Genomic DNA, 22,869 nt, shown 5'->3' with positions numbered 1-22,869 from the left:
TTTTGCCTCTCGCCCGCATCGAAACACAGGTATGCCCCGTCCGTATCAAGGAGGTTCACCATGGCGCTGCGCACCACGTTGCTGCTTTCCTGCATGACCCTGGCCCTGCTCGGCTGCGCCGGCAACGATCACCCGGCAACGCCGCGTACCCAGCAGGTCGACCTGCAACGTTACCAGGGCACCTGGTACGAACTCGCGCGGCTGCCGATGTTCTTCCAGCGCAACTGCGTGCAGTCCGAGGCGCACTACGGCTTGCGAGAGGACGGCCGTCTCGACGTGACCAATCGCTGCCAGGAAAAGGACGGCCGGTGGAGCCAGGCCAAGGGCATCGCCGAAGCCCAGCAACCGGGTAGCACCGACAAGCTCTGGGTGCGCTTCGACAACTGGTTCAGCCGCCTCGCGCCCGGCCTGGCCAAGGGCGAGTACTGGGTGCTGTACCACGACCAGGACTACCGCGTGGCCTTGGTCGGCCACCCGAACCGTGAATACCTGTGGCTACTTTCGCGCACGCCCGCGGTCACCGACCAGCTGCGCGAGCAACTGCTGATGATCGCCCGTGAGCAAGGCTATGACACCAGCAAGCTCATCTGGCGGCAGGCCGAGTAGGCAAAACCTGGGGGCCATCGACGACATGCGGCAATCCGGCTAAGGTGTGCGCCCCGAACCACCTCGAAGGAACGAGCCCGTTGAGTACCAAGCCGCTGCCAGCACACCGTATCCGTTTTCTCGCCCTCTGCGTGTTCCATCACCAAGGCAAGATCCTGGTGAACGTGTTCAACGACCCGGCCACCGGCCAGACCCTGTGCCGGCCGCTGGGTGGCGGCATCGAGTTCGGTGAACTGGGCCGCGATGCCATCGCCCGGGAAATCGACGAAGAACTGCGCCAGCCGATCAGCGACGTGCGCCTGCTCGGCACCCTGGAGAGCCTGTTCACCTATGCCGGCAAGCCAGGGCATGAGATTGTGCAGGTGTACGATGCACGCTTCGACGACGCCAGCCTGTACCAGCAAGCCTGGCTGGACGGCCAGGAGTCCGACAGCAGCCCGTTCCGCGCCCGCTGGTGCGACAGCGCCGACCTGGCGCGCATCGGCGCGCTGGTACCGCAAGGGCTGCAGACGTTGCTGCGTGACCTGTCGCTGCTGGGCTGAAACAAGGAGCCAGACCATGGACCTGCTGTTCCTGGGCACCTCCGCCGGCGTGCCGACCAAGGCACGCAACGTCAGCGCCACCGCCGTGATCGAAGCCAGGGGCAGCCACTGGTACCTGGTCGATTGTGGCGAAGGCACCCAGCACCGGCTGCAGCACACGCCGCTGTCGGTCCGTGACCTGCGCGCCATCTTCATCACCCACGTGCACGGCGACCATTGCTTTGGCCTGCCGGGCCTGCTGGCCAGCGCCGGCATGAGCGGGCGCACCCAGCCGCTGGAGATTGTCCTGCCCACCGCCCTGCACGACTGGGTACGCCAGGGGCTGGTGGCCAGCGATACCTTCCTGCCGTTCGAACTGCGCCTGCTGGCCGTGGAAGATCTGGTGGAGTGGCGCAGTGACACCGTGCAGGTGACCAGCGTGCAGTTGTCGCACCGGGTGCCGAGTGTCGGCTTCGTGTTCACCGAACTCAACCCCGAACCACGCCTGGACATCTCGCGCCTGGAAGCCGAAGGCATACCCCGCGGCCCGCTGTGGGGCGACCTGGCCAAAGGCCTGACGGTGCAGCATGGCGGGCAGCTGCTGCACGGCAGTGATTACTTGCGCCCTTCGCGCCCGCCACGGCGGGTGATCGTGTGCGGCGACAATGACAACCCCGCGCTATTGACCGATGCCGCCAGGGGGGCGGACGTGCTGGTACACGAAGCCACGTTCACCCAGGCGGTGGTCGAGCGCACGGGGGTCACCTTCGGCCATAGCACCGCGGCTGCAGTGGCACGCTTTGCCGAAGCTGCGGGCGTGCGCAACCTGGTACTGACGCACTTCAGCGCCCGCTACCAGCACGACTCACGGCGCAGCCCGAGCATCGACGATGTGCGTGCCGAGGCGTTGGCCCACTATAGCGGGCGGCTGGTTCTGGCGCAGGACCTGCAGCGTTATCACATTGGGCGCGATGGCTGTCTTGAGCCCGCGGGATGAATTGTGGAGCTCGCAGGTGCTCGCCACAACATCTTCATCGCCTGTGAAATCGAGCGCCGCCCGCGCGGCGCTTCGCGGCACAAGGCCGCTCCCACATTTGTTGCAACGTGGCCATGCCTGTGAGAGAGGCGCTGCCCGCCTTGGTGCATGACTCTAGACAAGTGGGGCTGCGGTAGCGCCAGCCAAAAAACCGCGTCAACGCGACAAAGCGACAAAGCTCCCAACCATTGCCTGACAAGTGTGGCACGTTGCAACAAATGTGGGAGCGGCCTTGTGCCGCGAAGCGCCGCGCGGGCGGCGCTCGATTTCACAGGCGATGAAGATGTTGTGGCGAATACATGCGAAGCCCTCCACAACCCGCCGCTCCACTATGCCGCCAACCGCCCGCTGGCAATCGCCTCCGACGCCGCCAGCATCGCGCGCAGCAACACCGCGCAGCCTGCGGCCAGGTCCTCGGGCGTGGCGTTCTCGATCTCGTTATGGCTGATACCGTTCTCGCACGGCACGAAAATCATCCCCGCCGGCCCCAGTTCAGCCAGGAAGATCGCGTCGTGCCCCGCCCCACTGACGATGTCCATGTGCGGCAGGCCCAACGTCTGCGCCGATTCGCGCACGGCATCGACACACACTTGGTCGAAGTACAGCGCCGGGAAATCGGCCGTGGGTATCAGTTCATGGCTCAGGCCATGCCTGGCACAGGTCGCCTCGATCACCGCGCGCACATCGGCAATCATCGCATTCAACTGCTCACCCTCCAGATGACGGAAGTCCAGGGTCATGCGCACTTCGCCCGGGATCACGTTGCGCGAGCCCGGGTAGGCTTGCAGGCAACCCACCGTGCCACAGGCGTGCGGCTGGTGGCCGAGGGCAGTGCGGTTGACTGCCTCCACTACCGCTGCCGCGCCGACCAGGGCGTCCTTGCGCAGGTGCATGGGCGTAGGGCCGGCATGGGCCTCGACACCGCGCAGGGTCAGGTCGAACCACTTCTGGCCCAGCGCGCCCAGCACCACACCGATGGTCTTGCCCTGGTCTTCGAGGATGGGGCCCTGCTCGATATGCGCTTCGAAATAGGCCCCCACCGGGTGGCCCGACACAGCGCGCGGGCCGGCGTAGCCGATGGCGTTCAACGCCTCGCCAACGCTGACACCCTGGGCGTCGCGCTTGGCCAGGGTTTCCTCCAGGGTGAACTTGCCGGCGAACACACCCGAACCCATCATGCAAGGCGCAAAACGCGAACCTTCTTCGTTGGTCCACACCACCACTTCCAGCGGCGCTTCGGTTTCCACGCCCAGGTCGTTGAGGGTGCGGATCACCTCCAGCCCGGCCATCACCCCGAAGCAGCCGTCGAACTTGCCACCGGTGGGCTGGGTGTCGATATGGCTACCGGTCATCACCGGGGGCAGCTTGGGGTTACGCCCCGGGCGGCGGGCAAAGATGTTGCCGACAGCGTCGATGCTGACCGTGCAACCGGCAGCCTCGCACCACTGCACGAACAGGTCCCGGGCCTGGCGGTCGAGGTCGGTCAGGGCCAGGCGGCACACGCCGCCCTTGGCGGTGGCACCGAGGCGGGCCAGGTCCATCAGGGATTGCCACAGGCGGCTGGTGTCGATGTGGTGGGCAGTGGTCTTCAGGATCTCTTTGACTGGGGTCACGGGTTTCTCCTTCAGGCTTTTCTGTTGTCTGTTCTGGCCTCTTCGCGGGCTCGCCCGCTCCCACAGGTACAGCGTTGGCCTCGGGACCTGCGCTGTACCTGTGGGAGCGGGTTTACCCGCGAAGAAGCCAGCGCGGTCTCACGGCAAAGGCTTGACCACCCGCGCCGGGCTGCGCGCGACCACACGGGCCAAGAGGTAATACAGCGCCCCACCCAGCAGCGAACCGGTGAACCAACCGTAGTCGTAGAACCAGCTGAAACTGCTGTTGCCAATGGCCATCACGGTCAGTGCCACCGGCAACGCAAAGGCGGCAAACCCGGCCCAGTTCCACGCCGGGTACACGTCGTCACGGTACAACCCGGCCAGGTCCAGCTTCTGCTGGCGGACCAGGAAGTAGTCCACCACCATGATCCCGGCAATCGGCCCCAGCAGGCTGGAATAGCCCAACAGCCAGTTGGAGTACACGCTCTCCAGGCTCAGGTCGGAGACGATCCAGCCCAGCTTCTTCAACAACTCGTGGCCCATCAGCGCCAGGCCGATGAAACCAGTCAACCACACCGCGCGGCTGCGCCCGATCAGGCGTGGGGCGATGTTCTGGAAGTCGTTGGTCGGCGACACGATGTTCGCCGCGGTGTTGGTCGACAGCGTGGCGATCACGATCAGCGCCATGGCCAGGGCCACCCAGAACGGGCTGTGGATCTTGCCGATCAGGCTGACCGGGTCGGACACGGTCTCGCCTACCAGCGACGCCGAGGCTGCGGTCAGCACCACGCCCAGCGCAGCGAACAGGAACATGGTCAGCGGCAAGCCGAAGATCTGCCCGAGAATCTGGTCCTTCTGGCTGCGGGCATAGCGGCTGAAGTCGGGGATGTTCAGCGATAGCGTGGCCCAGAAACCGACCATGGCGGTAAGCCCGGCGCAGAAGTAGCTGAGCATGTTTGCCCCTTCCGGGCGCTTGGGCGGCTGGGCCAGCAATTCGGTCATCGACATGTGCGGCAAGGCCCAGAACAGCAGGCCGACACCCACGGCCACCAACAGCGGTGCCGACAGCGTTTCGAGCCACTTGATCGACTCGGCGCCACGCAGTACCACCCACAGGTTGAGGCACCAGAAGATCATGAAGCCGATCACCTCGCCGGTGCCACCCAGGGCCTTCCAGCCGTCGAACACCGAGCCCAGGAACAGGTGGATGGCCAAGCCGCCGAACATGGTCTGGATGCCAAACCAGCCACAGGCGACCACCGCGCGGATCAGGCATGGCACGTTGGAGCCAAGGATGCCGAACGACGAACGCAGCAGCACCGGGAACGGGATGCCGTACTTGGTGCCGGGGAAGGCGTTGAGGGTAAGCGGGATCAGCACGATCAGGTTGGCCAGCAGAATCGCCAGCAGTGCCTCGCCCACGCTGAGGCCGAAGTAGGCAGTGAGCACGCCGCCGAGGGTGTAGGTGGGCACGCAGATGGACATGCCCACCCACAGAGCGGTGATGTGCCATTTGTTCCAGGTGCGCTGGTGCACCTTCGTCGGGGCGATGTCGTGGTTGTAGCGCGGGCTGTCGAGGACATCGCTGCCCTCGGAAAGCTCGAACAGACCATCCTGCTCGACCACTTCCGATCTGCTCTGCTGCATGGGGCTTTCTCCAGATTTTCTTGTAGTTGTTTGCCCATCGGGCTAATGCGATGGCCGGAGTACACACGCTTTATGTGCTTAAAAATCTCGACCAGATTTTCATCTTGTCAAGTCAGTCAAATCTTCCGAGGGCCCCGTAGTCAGCGCCATCTAATAAATTAACCTTTAAATTTCAATTAGTTAAAAACCACAAAATTAATGGGAAAATTTTCTTGCTGAATCCCGGATCAGCATCTAGCCTCGATTCTTGTCAGGCCTGACAGGATTAACCACCCTGCCCGCCCTGTAGAAAATTCCAAGAACCGGCCCAGACCGGTCAGCCTGCGAGGAAAACGGCATGTCCCTGTTGATCCGTGGCGCCACCGTGGTTACCCACGAAGAGAGTTACCCCGCCGATGTCCTGTGTGCCGATGGCCTGATCTGCGCCATTGGGCAAAACCTCGAGCCCCCCACCGACTGCAATATCCTCGACGGTAGCGGCCAGTACCTGATGCCCGGCGGCATCGACCCGCACACCCACATGCAGCTGCCGTTCATGGGCACGGTGGCCAGCGAGGACTTCTTCAGCGGCACTGCCGCGGGCCTGGCCGGTGGCACGACCTCGATCATCGACTTCGTCATCCCCAACCCGCAGCAGTCGTTGCTGGAGGCCTTCCACACCTGGCGCGGCTGGGCGCAGAAAAGCGCCAGCGACTATGGCTTCCATGTCGCCATCACCTGGTGGAGCGAGCAGGTGGCCGAAGAAATGGGCGAACTGGTGGCCAAACATGGGGTGAACAGCTTCAAGCACTTCATGGCCTACAAGAATGCGATCATGGCCGCCGACGACACCCTGGTGGCCAGCTTCGAACGCTGCCTGCAACTGGGTGCGGTGCCCACCGTGCATGCCGAGAACGGCGAACTGGTGTATCACCTGCAGAAAAAACTGCTGGCCCAGGGCCTGACCGGGCCGGAAGCCCACCCACTGTCACGCCCATCCCAAGTCGAGGGCGAGGCGGCCAGCCGCGCCATCCGCATTGCCGAGACGCTGGGCACACCGCTGTACCTGGTGCATGTTTCCAGCCGCGAAGCGCTGGATGAAATCGCCTATGCCCGGGGCAAGGGCCAGCCGGTGTACGGCGAGGTCCTGCCAGGCCATCTGCTGCTGGATGACAGCGTCTACCGTGACCCGGACTGGGCCACCGCCGCAGGCTACGTGATGAGCCCCCCGTTCCGCCCGCGTGAACACCAGGAGGCGCTGTGGCGCGGGCTGCAGTCGGGCAACCTGCACACCACCGCCACCGACCACTGCTGCTTCTGCGCCGAGCAGAAAGCCATGGGCCGCGACGACTTCAGCCGTATCCCCAACGGCACTGCCGGCATCGAGGACCGCATGGCGGTGCTGTGGGATGCTGGGGTGAACAGCGGGCGCCTGTCGATGCATGAGTTCGTCGCGCTGACCTCCACAAACACCGCAAAAATCTTCAACCTGTTCCCGCGCAAGGGTGCCATTCGTGTTGGTGCCGACGCCGACCTGGTGCTGTGGGACCCGCAAGGCACCCGCACCATCTCGGCCAAGACACACCACCAGCAGGTGGACTTCAATATTTTCGAAGGCCGCACCGTGCGCGGCATCCCCAGCCATACCATCAGCCAGGGCAAGGTGCTCTGGGCCGACGGCGACCTGCGCGCGGAAGCGGGCGCAGGGCGGTATGTGGAACGGCCGGCGTATCCGTCGGTGTATGAGGTGCTGGGGCGCAGGGCCGAAGTGCAGCGGCCGACGCCCGTGAAGCGCTGAAGCCATTGGGGCGCACAGCGGCCCCAGAAACCACCGCAATGCTTGTCGCCTGCATCCAAAAAAAATAGAGAGGCTACAACCGTGATCGACGCCCTGAACCACTTGCCGCGCCCAAGAGCCGGCGCCGACCAGCTGGCCGAACGCTTCAGCGACCTGGCCCCTCCCCTCACCGCCCGCCAGGCCGCCGTCGAAAGCGCACGCTGCCTGTACTGCTACGACGCCCCCTGCGTCAACGCTTGCCCCAGCGAAATCGACATCCCGTCGTTCATCCACCGCATCAGCGACGAAAACCTGCAAGGTGCCGCCGAACGCATCCTCTCGGCCAACATCCTCGGCGGCAGTTGCGCCCGCGTCTGTCCCACCGAAATCCTGTGCCAGCAAGCCTGCGTGCGCAACAACGCGCAGGAGTGCGCACCGGTGCTGATCGGCCAGCTGCAGCGCTACGCCCTGGACAACGCCCACTTCACCGAACACCCGTTCCAGCGCTCGCCGGCCACCGGCAAGCGTATCGCCGTGGTTGGTGCCGGCCCTGCCGGGCTGTCCTGTGCCCACCGCCTGGCCATGCACGGGCATGATGTGGTGGTGTTCGAGGCCTGCGACAAGGCCGGCGGCCTCAACGAGTACGGCATCGCCCGCTACAAGCTGGTGGACGACTATGCCCAGCGTGAAGTGGAGTTCCTGCTCGGCATCGGCGGTATCGAGATTCGCCACGGTCAGCGCCTGGGCAGCAACCTCAGCCTGGGCGAGCTGCGCGACCAGTACGACGCGGTGTTCCTCGGCCTCGGCCTGAACGCCGTGCGCCAGCTTGGCCTGCCTGACGAAGAAGCACCCGGCCTGCTGGCCGCCACCGAATACATCCGCGAACTGCGCCAGGCCGATGACCTGAGCCAACTGCCCCTGGCCGACCGCTGCCTTGTGATCGGCGCCGGCAACACCGCGATCGACATGGCCGTGCAAATGAGCCGCCTGGGTGCCCGCGACGTCAATCTGGTGTACCGCCGCGGCCACGCCGACATGGGCGCCACCGGCCATGAGCAGAATATTGCCAAGGCCAACCAGGTACGCCTGCACACCTGGGCTCGCCCCGATGCCGTGCTGCTGGACGACACCGGCAAGGTGCGCGGCATGCGCTTTGCCCGCACCGAGCTGGCAGACGGCCGCCTGCGCGACACCGGCGAAACCTTCGAGCTGGCCGCCGATGCCATCTTCAAGGCCATCGGCCAACGCTTCGACGACGCCAGCCTCGGCGACCCGGTGGCCGCACAACTGGCTCGCGACGGCGAGCGCATCCGCGTCGACGAAACGATGCAAACCAGCCTGCCGGGCGTATATGCCGGCGGCGACTGCACCGCCCTGGGCCAGGACCTCACCGTCCAGGCCGTGCAACATGGCAAGCTGGCCGCCGAAGCCATCCATGCCCGACTCATGCTCAACGTGGAGGCAGCGTAAATGGCCGACCTGTCCATCGAATTTGCCGGCATCAAGGCACCCAACCCCTTCTGGCTGGCGTCCGCACCACCAACCGACAAGGCCTACAACGTGGTCCGCGCCTTCGAGGCCGGCTGGGGCGGCGTGGTATGGAAAACCTTGGGCGAAGACCCGGCGGCGGTCAACGTGTCGTCGCGCTACTCGGCGCACTACGGCCTCAACCGCCAGGTACAGGGCATCAACAACATCGAGCTGATCACCGACCGCTCACTGGACATCAACCTGCGCGAAATCACCCAGGTGAAGAAGGACTGGCCCGACCGCGCGCTGATCGTGTCGCTGATGGTGCCGTGCGTGGAAGACTCGTGGAAGTTCATCCTGCCGCTGGTGGAAGCCACCGGGGCCGATGGCGTCGAACTGAACTTCGGATGCCCCCACGGCATGCCGGAGCGCGGCATGGGCGCGGCGGTCGGCCAGGTGCCGGATTACGTGGAAATGGTCACCCGCTGGTGCAAGACGTACTGCTCGCTGCCGGTGATCGTCAAACTCACGCCGAACATCACCGACATCCGCCAGTCGGCCCGCGCCGCGCACCGTGGTGGGGCCGATGCAGTGTCGTTGATCAATACCATCAACTCGATCACCAGCGTCGATCTGGACCGTATGGTCGCCCACCCCATCGTCGGCGACCAGAGCACCCATGGTGGTTACTGCGGTTCGGCGGTGAAGCCGATTGCCCTGAACATGGTGGCGGAAATCGCCCGCGATCCGGAAACGCGCGGCTTGCCGATCTGCGGCATTGGCGGCATCGGCAGTTGGCGTGACGCAGCCGAGTTCATGGCCCTGGGTAGTGGTGCCGTGCAGGTGTGCACGGCGGCGATGCTGCATGGCTTCCGTATCGTCGAGGACATGAAGGACGGCCTGGCGCGCTGGATGGACCAGCATGGGCACCGTAACATCGAGGCGTTCCGTGGCCAGGCGGTGGGGCATACCACCGACTGGAAGTACCTGGACATGAACTACAGGTCGGTGGCGCACATCGACCAGCAAGCGTGCATTGGCTGCGGGCGCTGCCACATTGCCTGTGAAGATACTTCGCACCAGGCGATTGCCAGTACGCTGAAGGCGGATGGCACGCATGCCTACAGCGTGATCGAGGAGGAATGCGTAGGCTGCAACCTGTGCCAGATCACCTGCCCGGTGGAGGGCTGCATCGAGATGGTGGCGCAGGATACCGGCAAGCCGTACATGAACTGGACGCAGGATCCGCGTAACCCCTACCGCGAGGTTAGCTGAAACCCGCTCCCACAGGGACCGCGCCGTTTGTGAGGGCAGCAAAACACCTGTGGGAGCGGGTTTACCCGCGAAGGGCCGCGCGGCGGCCCAATCTTTCAGGTAATCGCCGATCTCAAGGCTCCAGCCCGATCCCCCGCAAGATCACACTGGTTACCGTCTGCACGGCATTTTCAAAAGCCATGTCCGACAACGCCTCCCCGCCATTGAGCAATGCCACCTGGTAACCAAAGTCGGCATAGTGCTGGGTCGAGGCCCAGATCATGTACAAAAGCGCCGACGGCTCCACCGGCAGGATGCGCCCCTCCTCCACCCAGCGGCGAATCTTGGCTTCCTTCAGCTTGGCCCAGGGCACCAGGCTTTCATCCAGATTCACCCCCAGTACCGGCGCCCCGTGCAGCATCTCTTCGGCCCAGATCTTCGAACCCAGCGGCCGCGAGCGCGAGTGGCCCATCTTCGCCCGGATGTAACTGGTCAGCACCACGCGCGGGTCGTCGAAGTTCTCGAAGCACAGCGCGTCCTGCTTCCACACATCCAGCAGGTCCTGCAGCACCGCGCGGAACAGGTCGTCCTTGGTGCTGAAGTAATAATGCAGATTGGAACGCGGCAACTCGGCCTGTTCAGCGATATCACCCATTGAGGTGGCGCCGTACCCCTTCTCGGCGAACACCTTTTCCGCCGCCTGCAGAATTTTCTCGATATTGCGCCGGCGGATTTCGATCTTGTGGTTGGCCATCAGGCTTGGGCCGTCCACACCGCCAGTTCATAGCCGTCCGGGTCGATGAAATGAAACCGCCGCCCACCGGGGAAAGCAAAGGTGGCCCGGCTGATTTTTGCCCCGACAGCTTCGATCCTCTGCTGCGTGGCCTCCAGGTCGTCGGCGTACAAGATGACCAGCGGCCCACCCGGGCGCACCGGCTCACCCGTGGTGAAGCCACCGGTCAGCCGGCCATCGCTGAACTCGGTATAGGAAGGCCCGTAGTCGGTGAACGCCCAGCCGAACACACTGCCGTAGAAGGCCTTGCTCCGTGCGATGTCGCTGACATTGAACTCGATGTTGTCGATCTGCCGGTCAGTACCGCGAATGCCCATGTGTGCTCCGTGCCGAAGGGGTTTGCCCTAGTCTACTCCGGTCGTTTCACACTTTTATATCAGGCAGCCTGAAACAACCGGGTAATCAGGGCATAGCCTTCGATGTGGGCGGGCATTGAGACGCCTTTGTGTGGTTGCCTGTGTTGGCCTCTTCGCGGGTAAACCCGCTCCCACAGGTACATCACAGGCCTTGAAACCATCGATATCCCTGTGGGAGCGGGTTTACCCGCGAAGAGGCCGGCACAGGCTTTACAAAAAAACTCAGCCCAAGCTGTGCCACTCCCGCTTGTCCCGCGCCAGCAATTCATTGCCGGCCTCTGGCCCGTCTTCACCGGCCGGGTATTCATGCACCTCGCCGCCCTGGGCCCAGGCATCGAGGAATGGCTGCACCGCGCGCCAGCCGTTCTCGATGTTGTCAGCCCGCTGGAACAGGGTCTGGTCACCGGTCAGGCAGTCGTAGATCAGCGTCTCGTAGCCAGTGGCCGGGTTCATCTTGAAGAAGTCCTTGTAGGCAAAGCCCAGCTCGACATTCTCCATCACCAGCTCCGGCCCGGGGCGCTTGGCCTGCAGGTCGAACCACATGCCTTCGTTGGGCTGGATCTGGATTTTCAGGTAATTGGGCTTGGGCCGCTCCAGCTCCGATTCACGGAACTGCGCATAAGGCGCAGGCTTGAAGCAGATGGCGATTTCGGTGTCGCGCACGCTCATGCGCTTGCCGGTACGCAGGTAGAACGGCACGCCGGCCCAGCGCCAGTTGTCGATCATCACCTTCAACGCCACGTAGGTCTCGGTCTGGCTATCGGCCGCGACATTGGCCTCGTGACGGTAGCCGGGCAACTGCTTGCGCCCTTGCTTGCCGGCGGTGTACTGGCCACGCACGGAGTTTTTCAGGGCCATCTTCGCCGACCACGGGCGGATGGCGCCGACCACCTTGGCCTTTTCGCTGCGCACCGCATCAGCGGCGAACGCGGCCGGTGGCTCCATGGCCACCATCGCCAGCAACTGGAACAAGTGGTTGGGCACCATGTCGCGCAGCGCCCCGGTGCTGTCATAGAACGCACCACGGGTCTCTACGCCGACGGTTTCCGCAGCGGTGATCTGCACATGGTCGATGTAGTGGTTGTTCCAGAACGATTCGAACAAGCCGTTGGAAAACCGGCTGACCAGGATGTTCTGCACCGTCTCTTTGCCCAGATAATGGTCGATGCGGTAGATCTGCCGCTCGCCCATCACCTTCAGCAGGCAAGCGTTGAGCGCCTCGGCGCTGGCCAGGTCGGTACCAAAGGGCTTTTCGACCACGACGCGGCGAAAGCCGCCGGCCGACTCGTCGAGCAGCCCGGCCTGCCCCAGGCGCTGGGCCACCTCGGGGAAGAAGCGCGGCGAGGTCGCCAGGTAGAAGATGGCATTGCCATGGCTGGTTTTATCGATGCGCCTGGCGAGGGCCTGGTAGGTGGCCGGATCGAGGAAATCCCCGGTCTGGTAATCCAGGCGCTTGGCCAGGCGTGCCCAGATCTTCTCGTCCAGGCACTTGGCCGTGCCCTCGCCACCTTTGTCACGCTCGACCATGAACGCATGCAGGCGCCCGGCGAATTCCTCGGCACTGGCCGGGTTGTGGTCGACACCGACGATACGCAGGTTGCGGTCCAGCAAACCGTCACGGCTGAGGTTGTACAGCGCCGGCATCAGCAGGCGCTTGACCAGGTCGCCATTGGCGCCGAACAGGAACAGGGTGCATGGCGGTGCGGCCGGAATGCTCTGCCTGGTCATTCGCCTTTCTTCTCGACATGGCCACCGAAGCCCAGGCGCATGGCCGAGAGAATCTTGTCACCATAGGTGCCCTGCTGCTGGCGCGAGCGGAAGCGGGCGAACAGCGCGCTGGACAGCACCGGCACCGGCACCGCCTGCTCGACGGCGGCGTCAATGGTCCAGCGGCCTTCACCACTGTCGGACACCGAGCCACTGAACTGCGACAACTGCGGGTCGGCCACCAGCGCATCGGCGGTGAGGTCGAGCAACCACGAGGTGACCACGCTGCCACGCCGCCATACTTCAGCGATTTCCGCCACGTTCAGGTCGAAACGCTGATCCTCCGGCAGTTCGTTACCGCCCTTGCTGCGCAGCAGGTCGAAGCCTTCGGCGTAGGCCTGCATCAGGCCGTATTCGATGCCGTTGTGCACCATTTTCACATAGTGCCCGGCACCCGCTGGGCCGGCGTGGATGTAGCCGTGCTCGGCGCGCTGGTGCTCGCCGCTGCGGCCATGGGTACGCGGGATGTCACCTACTCCCGGTGCCAGCGCCCTGAACAGCGGCTCCAGCCGCTCGAACACGTCCTTTTCCCCACCGATCATCATGCAGTAGCCACGGTCCAGGCCCCACACACCGCCTGAAGTGCCAACGTCCAGGTAATGCAGCCCGCGCTTGGCCAGTTCACCAGCGCGGCGCATGTCGTCCTTGTAGAAGGTGTTGCCGCCGTCGATGATTGCATCGCCCGGCTCCAGCATCTCGGCCAGTTGGGCGATGGTCTGCTCGGTGGGTTCACCAGCGGGCAGCATCACCCACACCGCGCGCGGTGCTTTGAGCTTCTGTACCAGCGCACCGAGGTCGTGCGCGCCCTGGGCGCCTTCGGCCTCCAGGCCGTTGATAGCCTCACGGTTGTGGTCATGCACCACAGTACGGTGGCCGGCGCGCATCAGGCGCCTTGCGATATTGCCGCCCATGCGGCCCAGCCCGATGATTCCCAGTTGCATGAGCCGATGCTCCCCTTTCGAAATAAATGACGACACAGTCCAGTTTTTCAGATTAGTCCAGCGAACCGCTCGAGGGTTCAGCGACGAACGGCGAGACAACGATAAACAAAAAAGTTCCCAAGCCCTGCGAAAGAATTCAGAATGCGCTCCGCGTGAAGCGTCTACGCTTTGACTTGTCACCAGCCAAAACCACGAGGTGTGCTCATGGGTACCTTGATGCCTGCAACCCCAACCCAGACCCTCTATGTCTCTGTGCGCCGTGATGAGCTGCGTAAATTGAAGGACGAACGTGACCAACTGCGTCAGCAGGTCGCTCAACTGAACCTGCTGCTGGCGCAACAGCGCGCTGAAGACAAAGCTGTGAGCCTTTGATTCTACCTTCCTCCCGTGGGGGCTGAATGGCTCCCACCCCTGTTGAATTCTCTCTACTCCACTTTTCCAGGTCCGGCCTCTTCGCGGGTAAACCCGCTCCCACAGAGAGCGCGCCACTTCTGAATTGCGCTCCGTTATGGTGCACCAGCCCACGCAAGCCACAATTTGGCGCACCACCAAAATCCTCTCGCTCCACACCTGTCCCACCCCTTTCACATCCAGTCACATACGCCAACGTTTGCGTCTATTCCGCGCATGGCAATAGTGACCAGTGGGTCACCTTTTTATCTATTTCTCTCCTACACTCGGGTTTCGGCCCGCCATTTGCTCAACGGAAGAGCGACGAAAAAAAGTCGAACTTTCGGGAACGCCGGCAGGTCAGGAACTAAGTAGGCCAAACGCAAGGGACATTCCCTGGCTCGGCCCACCCATCCCAACCAGTCCAATCGCCTTCGGCCGGAATGCCGATCGCGCCGTGCCTGCGCGCACGATCCTGGGGCATGGAACGCACTACGCAAAATTCAGAAGCAGAGAGAACCAACACGAAACATCGCCACGGGTGCCAACACCCAGCCAAGCATAGGGACGGAGAGAAGTATGATCAGTGCCGCTGTCGAGCCTCACGTAGATTCATTCACCCCGGACAACCGCGAACCGCTCACCCCGGACTTCGCCGCGACAGGCAAGGCACCCGGCGCCCAGCGCCAGCACAACCGCAACAAGCGCAAGATATTGTTCGTGACCTCAGAAATCGCCGACCTGGTGAAAACCGGCGGCCTGGGTGATGTGTCCGCTGCCCTGCCCCGCGCCCTGGCACACCTGCACGATGTGCGGGTGCTGATCCCCGGCTACCGCCAGGTGATGGAAAGCGACAACCCCATCCACATCGTCGGTGAACTGGGCGGCCACGCCGCCCTGCCGCCGTGCAAGATCGGGCGCATGGACATGGCCGACGGCCTGGTCATCTATGTACTGATCTGCCCCGAACTGTACCAGCGCGACGGCACCCCCTATGGCGCCAACAACGGCCGCGACTGGCCCGACAACCACATCCGCTTTGCCCGCCTGGGCCTGGCCGCCGCCGAAATTGCCGCCGGTGAAGGCAGGATCCACTGGAAGCCCGAAGTGGTGCACGCCCACGACTGGCCCGCTGGCCTGGCGCCGGCCTACATGCACTGGCGCGGGCTGAACACACCAACCTTGTTCACCATCCACAACCTGGCCTACCAGGGCGTGTACAGCCGCGGCTGCAGCCCGGAGCTGGCGATCCCCGAGCACGCCATGCAGCAGGAAGGCATGGAGTTCTACGGCAAGCTGTCGTTCCTCAAGGCCGGCCTGGCCTACTCCAGCCACATCACCACGGTCAGCGCCACCTATGCCCGGGAAATCACCACCCCGGAATTCGGCTGCGGCCTGGATGGCTTCCTCGCCAGCAAGGCCCAACAAGGCCTGCTCGGCGGCATTCCCAACGGCATCGACGAAAGCTGGGACTCGGCTACCGACAAGCACCTGCAGCACAACTTCAGCATCAACGATTGGGAAGGCAAGGCGCGCAACGCCCAGGCAGTGCGCGCGCTGTTCGAACTGCAGCCCTCCGAAGGCCCACTGTTCGCCGTGGTTTCGCGCCTGGTCTACCAGAAAGGCCTGGACCTGACCCTGGGTGTGGCCGACTACATCGTCGAGCAAGGCGGGCAGATTGCGATCATCGGCCGTGGCGAGCCGGAAGAGGAGCAGGCCATGCGCGAGCTGGCGCTACGCCACCCGGGTCGCATCGGCGTGCGCATCGGCTTCAACGAAACCGATGCCCGACGCATGTTCGCCGGCAGCGACTTCCTGCTGATGCCGTCACGCTACGAGCCGTGCGGTCTCAGCCAGATGTATGCGCAGCGCTTCGGCTCGCTGCCGGTGGCGCGCAACACCGGCGGCCTGGCCGACACCATCGAGTGCGGTGTTACTGGCTTCCTGTTCAATGAGTCCACCGTCGAGAGCTATCGCCAGGCACTCAGTCGCGCCTTCTATGTATACGGCAAGAAGGACCTGCTGAACGCCATGCGCTGCCTGTCGATGACCCAACCGTTCAACTGGTGCCAGGCCGTGGAACCCTATGCACGCCTGTACGAGGATCTGGTCAAGCAAGCGCAGCACAGCCATTACTGAACGGGGAGCAGAAGATGCACAGGCATGGCGCACACCTGCTGGACGCCACGTCGGCGCGCTTCGCCCTCTGGGCCCCGGATGCGCGCAGCGTGAGCTTGGAACTGGAGCAACAGCCGGCCATCGAGCTGTTGCCTGATGATGATGGCTGGTACACCGGCGTAGCCCCGTGCCAGGCCGGTGACCGTTACCACTACCGTATCGACGGTGAACTGCAGGTGACCGACCCGGCTTCGCGCTACCAGCCCGAGGGCGTGCAGGGGCCGAGCCAGGTGGTGGATGTGGCCAGCTACGTCTGGCAACACCCCTGGCAGGGCCGGCCCTGGCACGAGGCGGTAATCCAGGAACTGCATGTCGGCCTGCTCGACGGCTACGCCGGGGTCGCCCGGCAACTGCCTCGCCTGGCCGAACTGGGCATCAGCGCCATCGAGCTGATGCCGCTGGGGCAGTTCCCCGGCGAGCGCAACTGGGGCTACGACGGCGTGCTGCCCTATGCGCCGCAAAACACCTACGGCAGCCCCGAGCAACTGTGCGCGCTGGTCGATCAGGCCCATGGCCAGGGGCTGATGGTACTGGTCGACGTGGTGTACAACCACTTCGGCCCCGACGGCAATTACCTGCACCAGTACGCCAGCACGTTCTTCCGCGACGACCGGCAGACCCCGTGGGGCGCAGCCATAGACTTCCGTCGCCCGCAGGTTCGCGAGTATTTCATCCAGAACGCCCTGATGTGGCTGTGCGACTACCGCTGCGACGGCCTGCGCCTGGATGCCGTGCACGCCATCGACCAGCCCGACTTTCTGGTCGAGCTGGCGCAACGGGTACGCGCTGCTATGGAACCAGGTCGTCACGTATGGCTGGTTCTGGAGAACGAGCACAACCAGGCCTTCTTGCTGGAACAAGGCTTCGATGCCCAGTGGAACGACGACGGCCACAATGCCCTGCATGTTCTGCTGACCGGCGAAACCCAAGGCTACTACGCCGACTACCAACAGCGCCCCATCGACCAGTTGGCCCGCTGCCTTGCCGAAGGTTTCGTGTTCCAGGGCCAGGCCAACCGCCATGGCACGCCCCGCGGCGAACCCAGCGGGCACCTGGCGCCCACCGCCTTCGTGCTGTTCCTGCAGAACCACGACCAGGTCGGCAACCGCGCCCTGGGCGAGCGCCTGACCCGCCTGTGCCCGCCGCCGGCGCTACGGGCGGCCACCGGCCTGTTGCTGCTGGCCCCGATGATACCGCTGCTGTTCATGGGCGACGACGACGGCAGTTGCCGGCCGTTCCTGTTCTTCACCGACTTCCATGACCAGTTGGCCGACGCTGTGCGCGAGGGTCGGCGTAGCGAGTTCGCCCACTTCGCCGCCTTCGCCGACCCGGAGCAGCGCCAACGCATCCCCGACCCCAATGCCGAACAGACCTTCGAGGCCTCCCGCCCGCAGGCCACGGAAGTGGTCGCCGGCTGGCACGGCCTGTACCAGCAGTTGCTCGACCTGCGCCGCCGCCATGTGATCCCGCACCTGCCTGGCAGCCGTGCGCTGGGCGCCGAGGTACTCGGCGACAAGGCACTGACCGCACGCTGGCGCCTGGGCGATGGCAGCACCCTGCGCATCGACCTGAACCTGGCCGCCACCCCGCAGGCAGTCGAGCTGCCCGCGCCAGCCACCCGGCTGTTCGACAGCGCCGATACCCGGCACCCCGATACTCATCTGGCCGCGTACAGCTGCGTGGTCAGCCTGCTTCCCCCTGCCCAGGAGCGCCCATGAGCGAAACCGCCCTGCACCGTCTGGCGACCCGCGTCGGGCTAAGCCGCGACTGGATCGACGCCAACGCCCGGCCCCAGCGCGTCAGCGACGAGGTACTGCGCAATATCCTCGAAGGCCTGGGCCACCCAGCCGCCGATGACGCCGCCATTGCCGCCAGCCTGCGCGCCGTCGACGCGGCCGAAGACAGTGAGCACCTGCCGCCACTGCTGACCGCCGACCTGGGCCAGCCACTGCCACTGGCGCGCTACTTCAGCGCCGCCAGCGTCGCGCACTGCACCCTGGAGGACCACGCCTCACTCACCCTCAACCTCGACAACCAGGCTCGCCTGCCCGGTGAACTGCCCATCGGCTACCACCAGGTGGAAATCGACAGCCGCCGCTTCACCGTGGCCGTGGCCCCGCCACGCTGCCACAGCCTTGAAGACCGGGTGCAGCAGCCGCCCCCGCGCTGCTGGGGCCTTGCCGTGCAGTTGTACAGCCTGCGCCGCCCCGGCGATGGTGGCTACGGTGACTGCCTGGCCTTGGAGCAACTGGCCCGCGCGGCCGCCGAGCGCGGTGCCGATGCCCTGGCCATCAGCCCGATCCACGCCCTGTCGGCCATCGACCAGGAGCACTACAGCCCCTACTCACCCTCCAGCCGCCTGTTGCTCAATACCCTGTACGCCAGCCCCGCCGCGCTGCTGGGCGAGCGGGAGGTGCGCATGGCCATCGAAGCCTGCGGCCTGGAGCAGCAACTGGAAGACCTGGAGCAATGCCCGCTGGTCGACTGGCCGCGTGCCGCCAGCGCCCGCCAGCGCCTGCTCGAAGCCCTGTACCAGGGTTTCAGCCAGGGCGACCACCCGCTGCGCAAGGATTTCGACAGCTTCCGTGACGCGGGCGGCCAGGCCCTGGAACACCACTGCCGCTTCGAGGTGCTGCAGGCCCAAGCCGTGGAGCACGGCCTGGGCGCCGACTGGCGCCATTGGCCCAAAGCCTGGCACGACCCGTACCACCCGGAAGTAGAGGCCTTCGCCAACACCTACCCGGCCAAGATCGAGTTCCATGCTTTCTGCCAATGGCTGACCGAACGGGGCCTGCAACGCGCCCAGGAAGCAGCACGCGGCAACGGCATGGCGGTTGGCCTGATCGCTGACCTGGCGGTGGGTGCCGACGGGGCCGGCAGCCAGGCCTGGAGCCGTCAGGACGAGCTGCTGGCAGACCTGAAGGTGGGCGCACCGCCCGACATCCTCAACCGTGCCGGCCAGGACTGGGGCATCTGCGCCTTCTCGCCCGAGGGCCTCAAACGCAACGGTTACCGCGCCTTCATCGAAATGCTGCGGGCCAACCTCGCCCACGCCGGCGGCCTGCGCATCGACCATGTCATGGGCCTGCGCCGGTTGTGGCTGATCCCGCAGGGGGCCAAGCCCAGCGAAGGCGCCTACCTCAACTACCCAGTGGACGACCTGCTGCGCCTGCTGGCGCTGGAGTCGGTGCGCCACCAGGCAATCATCCTCGGCGAAGACCTGGGGACCGTGCCTGACGGTCTGCGCGAGCAACTGGCGGCCAAGGCCGTGCTGGGCATGCGCGTGCTGCCCTTCGAGCAGACCCAGCCAGGCCATTTCAAGCCGATTCTCGACTGGCCGGACAACGCCCTGGCCACCACCGGCACCCACGACCTGGCGCCGCTGGCCGGCTGGCTGGAAAACCGCGACATCGACTGGAACCACCGACTGCAACTGATCGACGCCGCCACCGAATTGCACTGGCGCCACGAGCGGCAGAAGGAGCACGACGGCCTGCGCCGCATCCTGGAGGCCAACTACGGCACGCTGGCGGACAACAACGCGCTGATCGACGCGGCCATCCGTTACGTTGGCCACACCCGCGCACCGCTGGTGCTGGTACCGCTGGAAGACCTGCTGGGCTGTGACGAGCAACCCAACCTGCCGGGCACCACCACCGGCCACCCCAACTGGCGCCGGCGCTTTGCCCGGCCGGTACGCGAGCTGCTCGACGACGAAGACGCCGCCAGGCGCCTGGAGTTGTTGGCACAAGCCCGCGAACAGGCCTGGGAGCGTGACCGATGAAACCGCTGACCGCGACCCTGCGCCTGCAGTTCCATAGCGACTTCAGCCTTGATCACGCCGTGCCGCTGGTGCCGTACTTCGCCCAGCTGGGCATCAGCCACCTGTATGCCTCGCCCATCCTCAAGGCCCGCACCGGCTCACGTCACGGCTACGACGTGGTCGACCCGACCTGCGTCAACCCCGAGCTGGGTGGCGAGGCGGCGCTGGAAAGGCTGGTCGCAGCCCTGCGCCAGCACGGCATGGGGCTGATCCTCGACACGGTGTCCAATCACATGGCCGTGGGCGGTGCCGATAACCCTTGGTGGCAGAACCTGCTGGCCTGGGGCCGGCGCAGCCCGTATGCGGAGTTCTTCGACATCCAGTGGCACTCCAGCGACCCGCTGCTGGCCGGCCAACTGCTGTTACCGTTCCTCGCCAGCGACTATGGCGTGGCGCTTGAAAATGGCGAGATACCGCTTCAGTTCGACAAGCACCTGGGGCTCCTGCAGGTCGCTCATTACGAGCATCGCTTCCCGATCTGCCCGATCGACTACGGCTGGATTCTCGCCCTGAGCCCGGAGCCGGCACTCCAGGCCCTGGCCGAACGCTTCACCGCATTGAGCGCGTCTGCCACCCCGCTGGCTGACGCCCTGCCCCTGCAAGCCGAACTGGCGCGCCTGATCCGCGAAGGCGCCGATATCGAATCGGCCTTGGCGGCATTCGACAGCCGTAGCGACAAGGGTTTCAAGCGCCTGCACCTGCTGCTGGAACGCCAGACCTACCGCCTGGCCAGCTGGCGCACCGCCGCCGACGACATCAACTGGCGACGCTTCTTCGACATCAACGAACTGGGCGGCCTGCGGGTTGAGCGCGCCGTGGTATTCGAGGCCACCCACGCCAAGCTGTTCGAACTGATCGAACGTGGCTTGGTGGATGGCCTGCGCATCGACCATATCGACGGCCTGGCCGACCCGCGCGGTTATTGCCGCAAGCTGCGCCGACGGGTCGATGGCCTGCTGGCGCGGCGGCCGTTGAATGCTGCCCTGGAGCATTTCCCGATCTACGTGGAGAAGATTCTCGGTGCCAACGAACACCTGCACCGCGACTGGCTTACCGATGGCACTACCGGCTATGAGTTCATGAACCAGGTCTCGCTGCTGCAGCACGACCCGGCGGGCGAAGCAGCGCTGACCGAGCTGTGGAGCAATGTGAGCGAACGCCCGGACTTCCCCGAAGAAGTGCGTCAGGCCCGCCATCTGGTGCTCAATGCCAGCCTGGCCGGCGACTGCGAATCGGTGGCCCAGGCGTTGTTGCAGGTAGCGCGCAACGACCTGATGACCCGCGACCTGACCCTGGGCGCTATCCGTCGCGCCTTGCAGGCGCTGGTGGCGCATTACCCGGTGTACCGCACCTACTTCAATGCCTGCGGGCGCCCGGCAGAAGACGAAGGGTTTTTCCAGCAGGCCCTGGCCAATGCCCGCCAGGACCTCGGCGAAGCCGACTGGCCATTGCTCGATCAGCTTGACAAATGGCTGGGCGGGCAAGCCTGGCGCCGCCTGCCGGCGGGGCGGGCACGCAAGCAGCTGCGCCACGCCTGCGTGCGCTTCCAGCAACTGACTGCGCCCAGCGCCGCCAAGGCCGTGGAAGACACCGCCTTCTACCGCAGCGCCCGGCTGCTGTCGCGCAACGACGTGGGCTTCGACGCCGAGCGCTTCAGCGCCCCGCTCGAACACTTCCACAACGAGGCCCAGCGGCGCCTGCGCGACTTCCCCGACAACCTGCTCGCCAGCGCCACCCATGACCACAAGCGCGGCGAAGACACCCGCGCGCGCCTGGCCGTGCTCAGTGAGCGCGGCCCGTGGCTGGCCAGCCGGATGGAACACTGGCGCGAACTGGCGACACCGTTGCGCACGCAACTGGACGACGGCCTGGCGCCCAGCCCCGGCGATGAGCTGATGCTGCTGCAGACCTTGCTTGGCAGCTGGCCACTGGACCTCGACCTGCACGATGACAACGCCCTGCGCCAGTACGCCGAACGCATTCGCCAGTGGCAGCAGAAGGCCCTGCGCGAGGCCAAGCTGCGCAGCAGCTGGAGCGCGCCGAACGAGGCCTGCGAAAGCGCCTGCGCCCGTTATATCGACGGCCTGCTGCTGGACAGCGAGAACCAGCAGCTGCGCAAATCACTGGCCGATGCCGCGCACCTTCTGGCCTGCCCCGGCGCCCTCAATGGCCTGGTCCAGGCCCTGTTGCGCATGACCACGCCGGGCGTGCCTGACCTGTATCAGGGCACCGAATACTGGGACTTCAGCCTGGTCGACCCAGACAACCGCCGCGCCGTGGACTACGCTTGCCGGCGTCGCACCCTGGACGATGCAACACCAGTAGCCGAGCTGCTGGCGCACTGGCGCGACGGCCGCCTCAAGCAGGCGCTGATCGCCCGGGTGCTGGACTGCCGCCAGGCCCACCCCGAACTGTTCCGCCGTGGTGGCTACCTGCCGCTGACCGCGCACGGCCGGCATGCCGATAAGGTGGTGGCCTTCGCCCGCCTGGGCGAAGGCGAGCGGGCCGTCATCATCGCGCCACGCCTGGCCAGTACCCTGCTGGCGGGAGCACCGATACCCCTGATCCCGGCACAGAACTGGGACGACACCCGGGTAAGCCTGCCGTTTGCCTTGTCGCCTGCCAACTCGACAGGACTTTTCCCCAGTGCTGCGGTCAGCTCTTCCAAGGAGCTGTTGTTGAGCGCCGTGCTGGCGGAGTTTCCGGTCAACCTGCTGATACAACAATCTTGAGCAT

At 65.1% G+C, this 22,869-nt stretch carries 17 protein-coding genes; 11 read left to right on the top strand and 6 right to left on the bottom strand.

The features are described 5' to 3' along the window. The first annotated feature begins 60 nt into the window (after positions 1-60). The 3 genes from CAY82_RS03900 to CAY82_RS03890 all read left to right on the top strand — a co-directional run bounded on the left by CAY82_RS03900 (position 61) and on the right by CAY82_RS03890 (position 2,124). Positions 61-606: a lipocalin family protein gene (locus tag CAY82_RS03900; protein ID WP_087500013.1), complete on the top strand. Its 546-nt coding sequence runs from the start codon at positions 61-63 to the stop codon at positions 604-606. Between the two features lie 95 nt (positions 607-701). Next, complete coding sequence (locus CAY82_RS03895) at positions 702-1,148, top strand: NUDIX hydrolase (RefSeq protein WP_102059521.1); 447 nt, start codon at positions 702-704, stop codon at positions 1,146-1,148. Positions 1,149-1,164: 16 nt separating this feature from the next. Next, a complete protein-coding gene (locus tag CAY82_RS03890; protein ID WP_087500012.1) occupies positions 1,165-2,124 on the top strand; it encodes a ribonuclease Z in 960 nt (319 codons plus the stop codon). 368 nt (positions 2,125-2,492) lie between these two features. Here CAY82_RS03890 and CAY82_RS03885 read toward each other — a convergent pair whose 3' ends face one another. Then, positions 2,493-3,776: a Zn-dependent hydrolase gene (locus CAY82_RS03885; RefSeq protein WP_087500011.1), complete on the bottom strand. Its 1,284-nt coding sequence runs from the start codon at positions 3,774-3,776 to the stop codon at positions 2,493-2,495. A 138-nt stretch (positions 3,777-3,914) separates the two neighbouring features. Continuing rightward, the gene (locus tag CAY82_RS03880; protein WP_087500010.1) at positions 3,915-5,405 is read right to left on the bottom strand and encodes an NCS1 family nucleobase:cation symporter-1; all 1,491 of its coding nucleotides are present in this window, start codon (positions 5,403-5,405) and stop codon (positions 3,915-3,917) included. Positions 5,406-5,742: 337 nt separating this feature from the next. On the opposite strand from CAY82_RS03880, the gene hydA reads away from it, so the two are divergent. The 3 genes from hydA (at position 5,743) to preA (ending at position 9,906) form a co-directional block, all read left to right on the top strand. Beyond that, positions 5,743-7,182, top strand: coding sequence for a dihydropyrimidinase (gene hydA, locus CAY82_RS03875; protein ID WP_087500009.1), 1,440 nt, complete (start codon positions 5,743-5,745; stop codon positions 7,180-7,182). A gap of 81 nt (positions 7,183-7,263) precedes the next feature. Further along, positions 7,264-8,631, top strand: coding sequence for an NAD(P)-dependent oxidoreductase (locus CAY82_RS03870; protein ID WP_087500008.1), 1,368 nt, complete (start codon positions 7,264-7,266; stop codon positions 8,629-8,631). Further along, complete coding sequence (gene preA, locus CAY82_RS03865; protein ID WP_087500007.1) at positions 8,632-9,906, top strand: NAD-dependent dihydropyrimidine dehydrogenase subunit PreA; 1,275 nt, start codon at positions 8,632-8,634, stop codon at positions 9,904-9,906. It begins immediately after the preceding gene. A 112-nt stretch (positions 9,907-10,018) separates the two neighbouring features. Here the strand turns inward: preA and CAY82_RS03860 are convergent, their stop codons facing one another. The 4 genes from CAY82_RS03860 to gnd form a co-directional block, all read right to left on the bottom strand. After that, complete coding sequence (locus CAY82_RS03860) at positions 10,019-10,639, bottom strand: TetR/AcrR family transcriptional regulator (protein ID WP_087500203.1); 621 nt, start codon at positions 10,637-10,639, stop codon at positions 10,019-10,021. Next, positions 10,639-10,995 (bottom strand): VOC family protein, encoded by a 357-nt coding sequence (locus CAY82_RS03855; protein WP_087500006.1) that lies wholly within the window; start codon positions 10,993-10,995, stop codon positions 10,639-10,641. Before CAY82_RS03855 ends, CAY82_RS03860 begins: the two co-directional genes overlap by 1 nt. Positions 10,996-11,256: 261 nt before the next feature. Continuing rightward, a complete protein-coding gene (zwf, locus tag CAY82_RS03850; RefSeq protein ID WP_087500005.1) occupies positions 11,257-12,762 on the bottom strand; it encodes a glucose-6-phosphate dehydrogenase in 1,506 nt (501 codons plus the stop codon). Further along, positions 12,759-13,922: a phosphogluconate dehydrogenase (NAD(+)-dependent, decarboxylating) gene (gnd, locus tag CAY82_RS03845; RefSeq protein ID WP_256576221.1), complete on the bottom strand. Its 1,164-nt coding sequence runs from the start codon at positions 13,920-13,922 to the stop codon at positions 12,759-12,761. The genes zwf and gnd overlap by 4 nt, the downstream gene beginning before the upstream one ends. A gap of 24 nt (positions 13,923-13,946) precedes the next feature. On the opposite strand from gnd, the gene CAY82_RS26605 reads away from it, so the two are divergent. From CAY82_RS26605 to CAY82_RS03825, 5 genes are all read left to right on the top strand, one after another. Next, positions 13,947-14,114, top strand: coding sequence for a DUF6026 family protein (locus CAY82_RS26605; protein WP_015270996.1), 168 nt, complete (start codon positions 13,947-13,949; stop codon positions 14,112-14,114). A 597-nt stretch (positions 14,115-14,711) separates the two neighbouring features. Further along, the gene (gene glgA, locus CAY82_RS03840; protein WP_087500004.1) at positions 14,712-16,271 is read left to right on the top strand and encodes a glycogen synthase GlgA; all 1,560 of its coding nucleotides are present in this window, start codon (positions 14,712-14,714) and stop codon (positions 16,269-16,271) included. Positions 16,272-16,285: 14 nt separating this feature from the next. Continuing rightward, positions 16,286-18,028: a malto-oligosyltrehalose trehalohydrolase gene (gene treZ, locus CAY82_RS03835; RefSeq protein WP_087500003.1), complete on the top strand. Its 1,743-nt coding sequence runs from the start codon at positions 16,286-16,288 to the stop codon at positions 18,026-18,028. Then, a complete protein-coding gene (gene malQ / locus CAY82_RS03830) occupies positions 18,025-20,094 on the top strand; it encodes a 4-alpha-glucanotransferase (protein ID WP_087500002.1) in 2,070 nt (689 codons plus the stop codon). The genes treZ and malQ overlap by 4 nt, the downstream gene beginning before the upstream one ends. After that, positions 20,091-22,865 carry a malto-oligosyltrehalose synthase gene (locus CAY82_RS03825; RefSeq protein WP_087500001.1) on the top strand — a complete coding sequence of 925 codons (2,775 nt, stop codon included), beginning with the start codon at positions 20,091-20,093 and terminating at the stop codon, positions 22,863-22,865. Before malQ ends, CAY82_RS03825 begins: the two co-directional genes overlap by 4 nt. Positions 22,866-22,869: the final 4 nt, after the last annotated feature.

Source organism: Pseudomonas sp. SID14000 (genome assembly GCF_002165135.1).
In the GTDB taxonomy this organism is placed as follows: domain Bacteria; phylum Pseudomonadota; class Gammaproteobacteria; order Pseudomonadales; family Pseudomonadaceae; genus Aquipseudomonas.
Note: the sequence above shows the minus strand (reverse complement) of the source record. Positions and strands in the feature narration are given on the sequence as shown.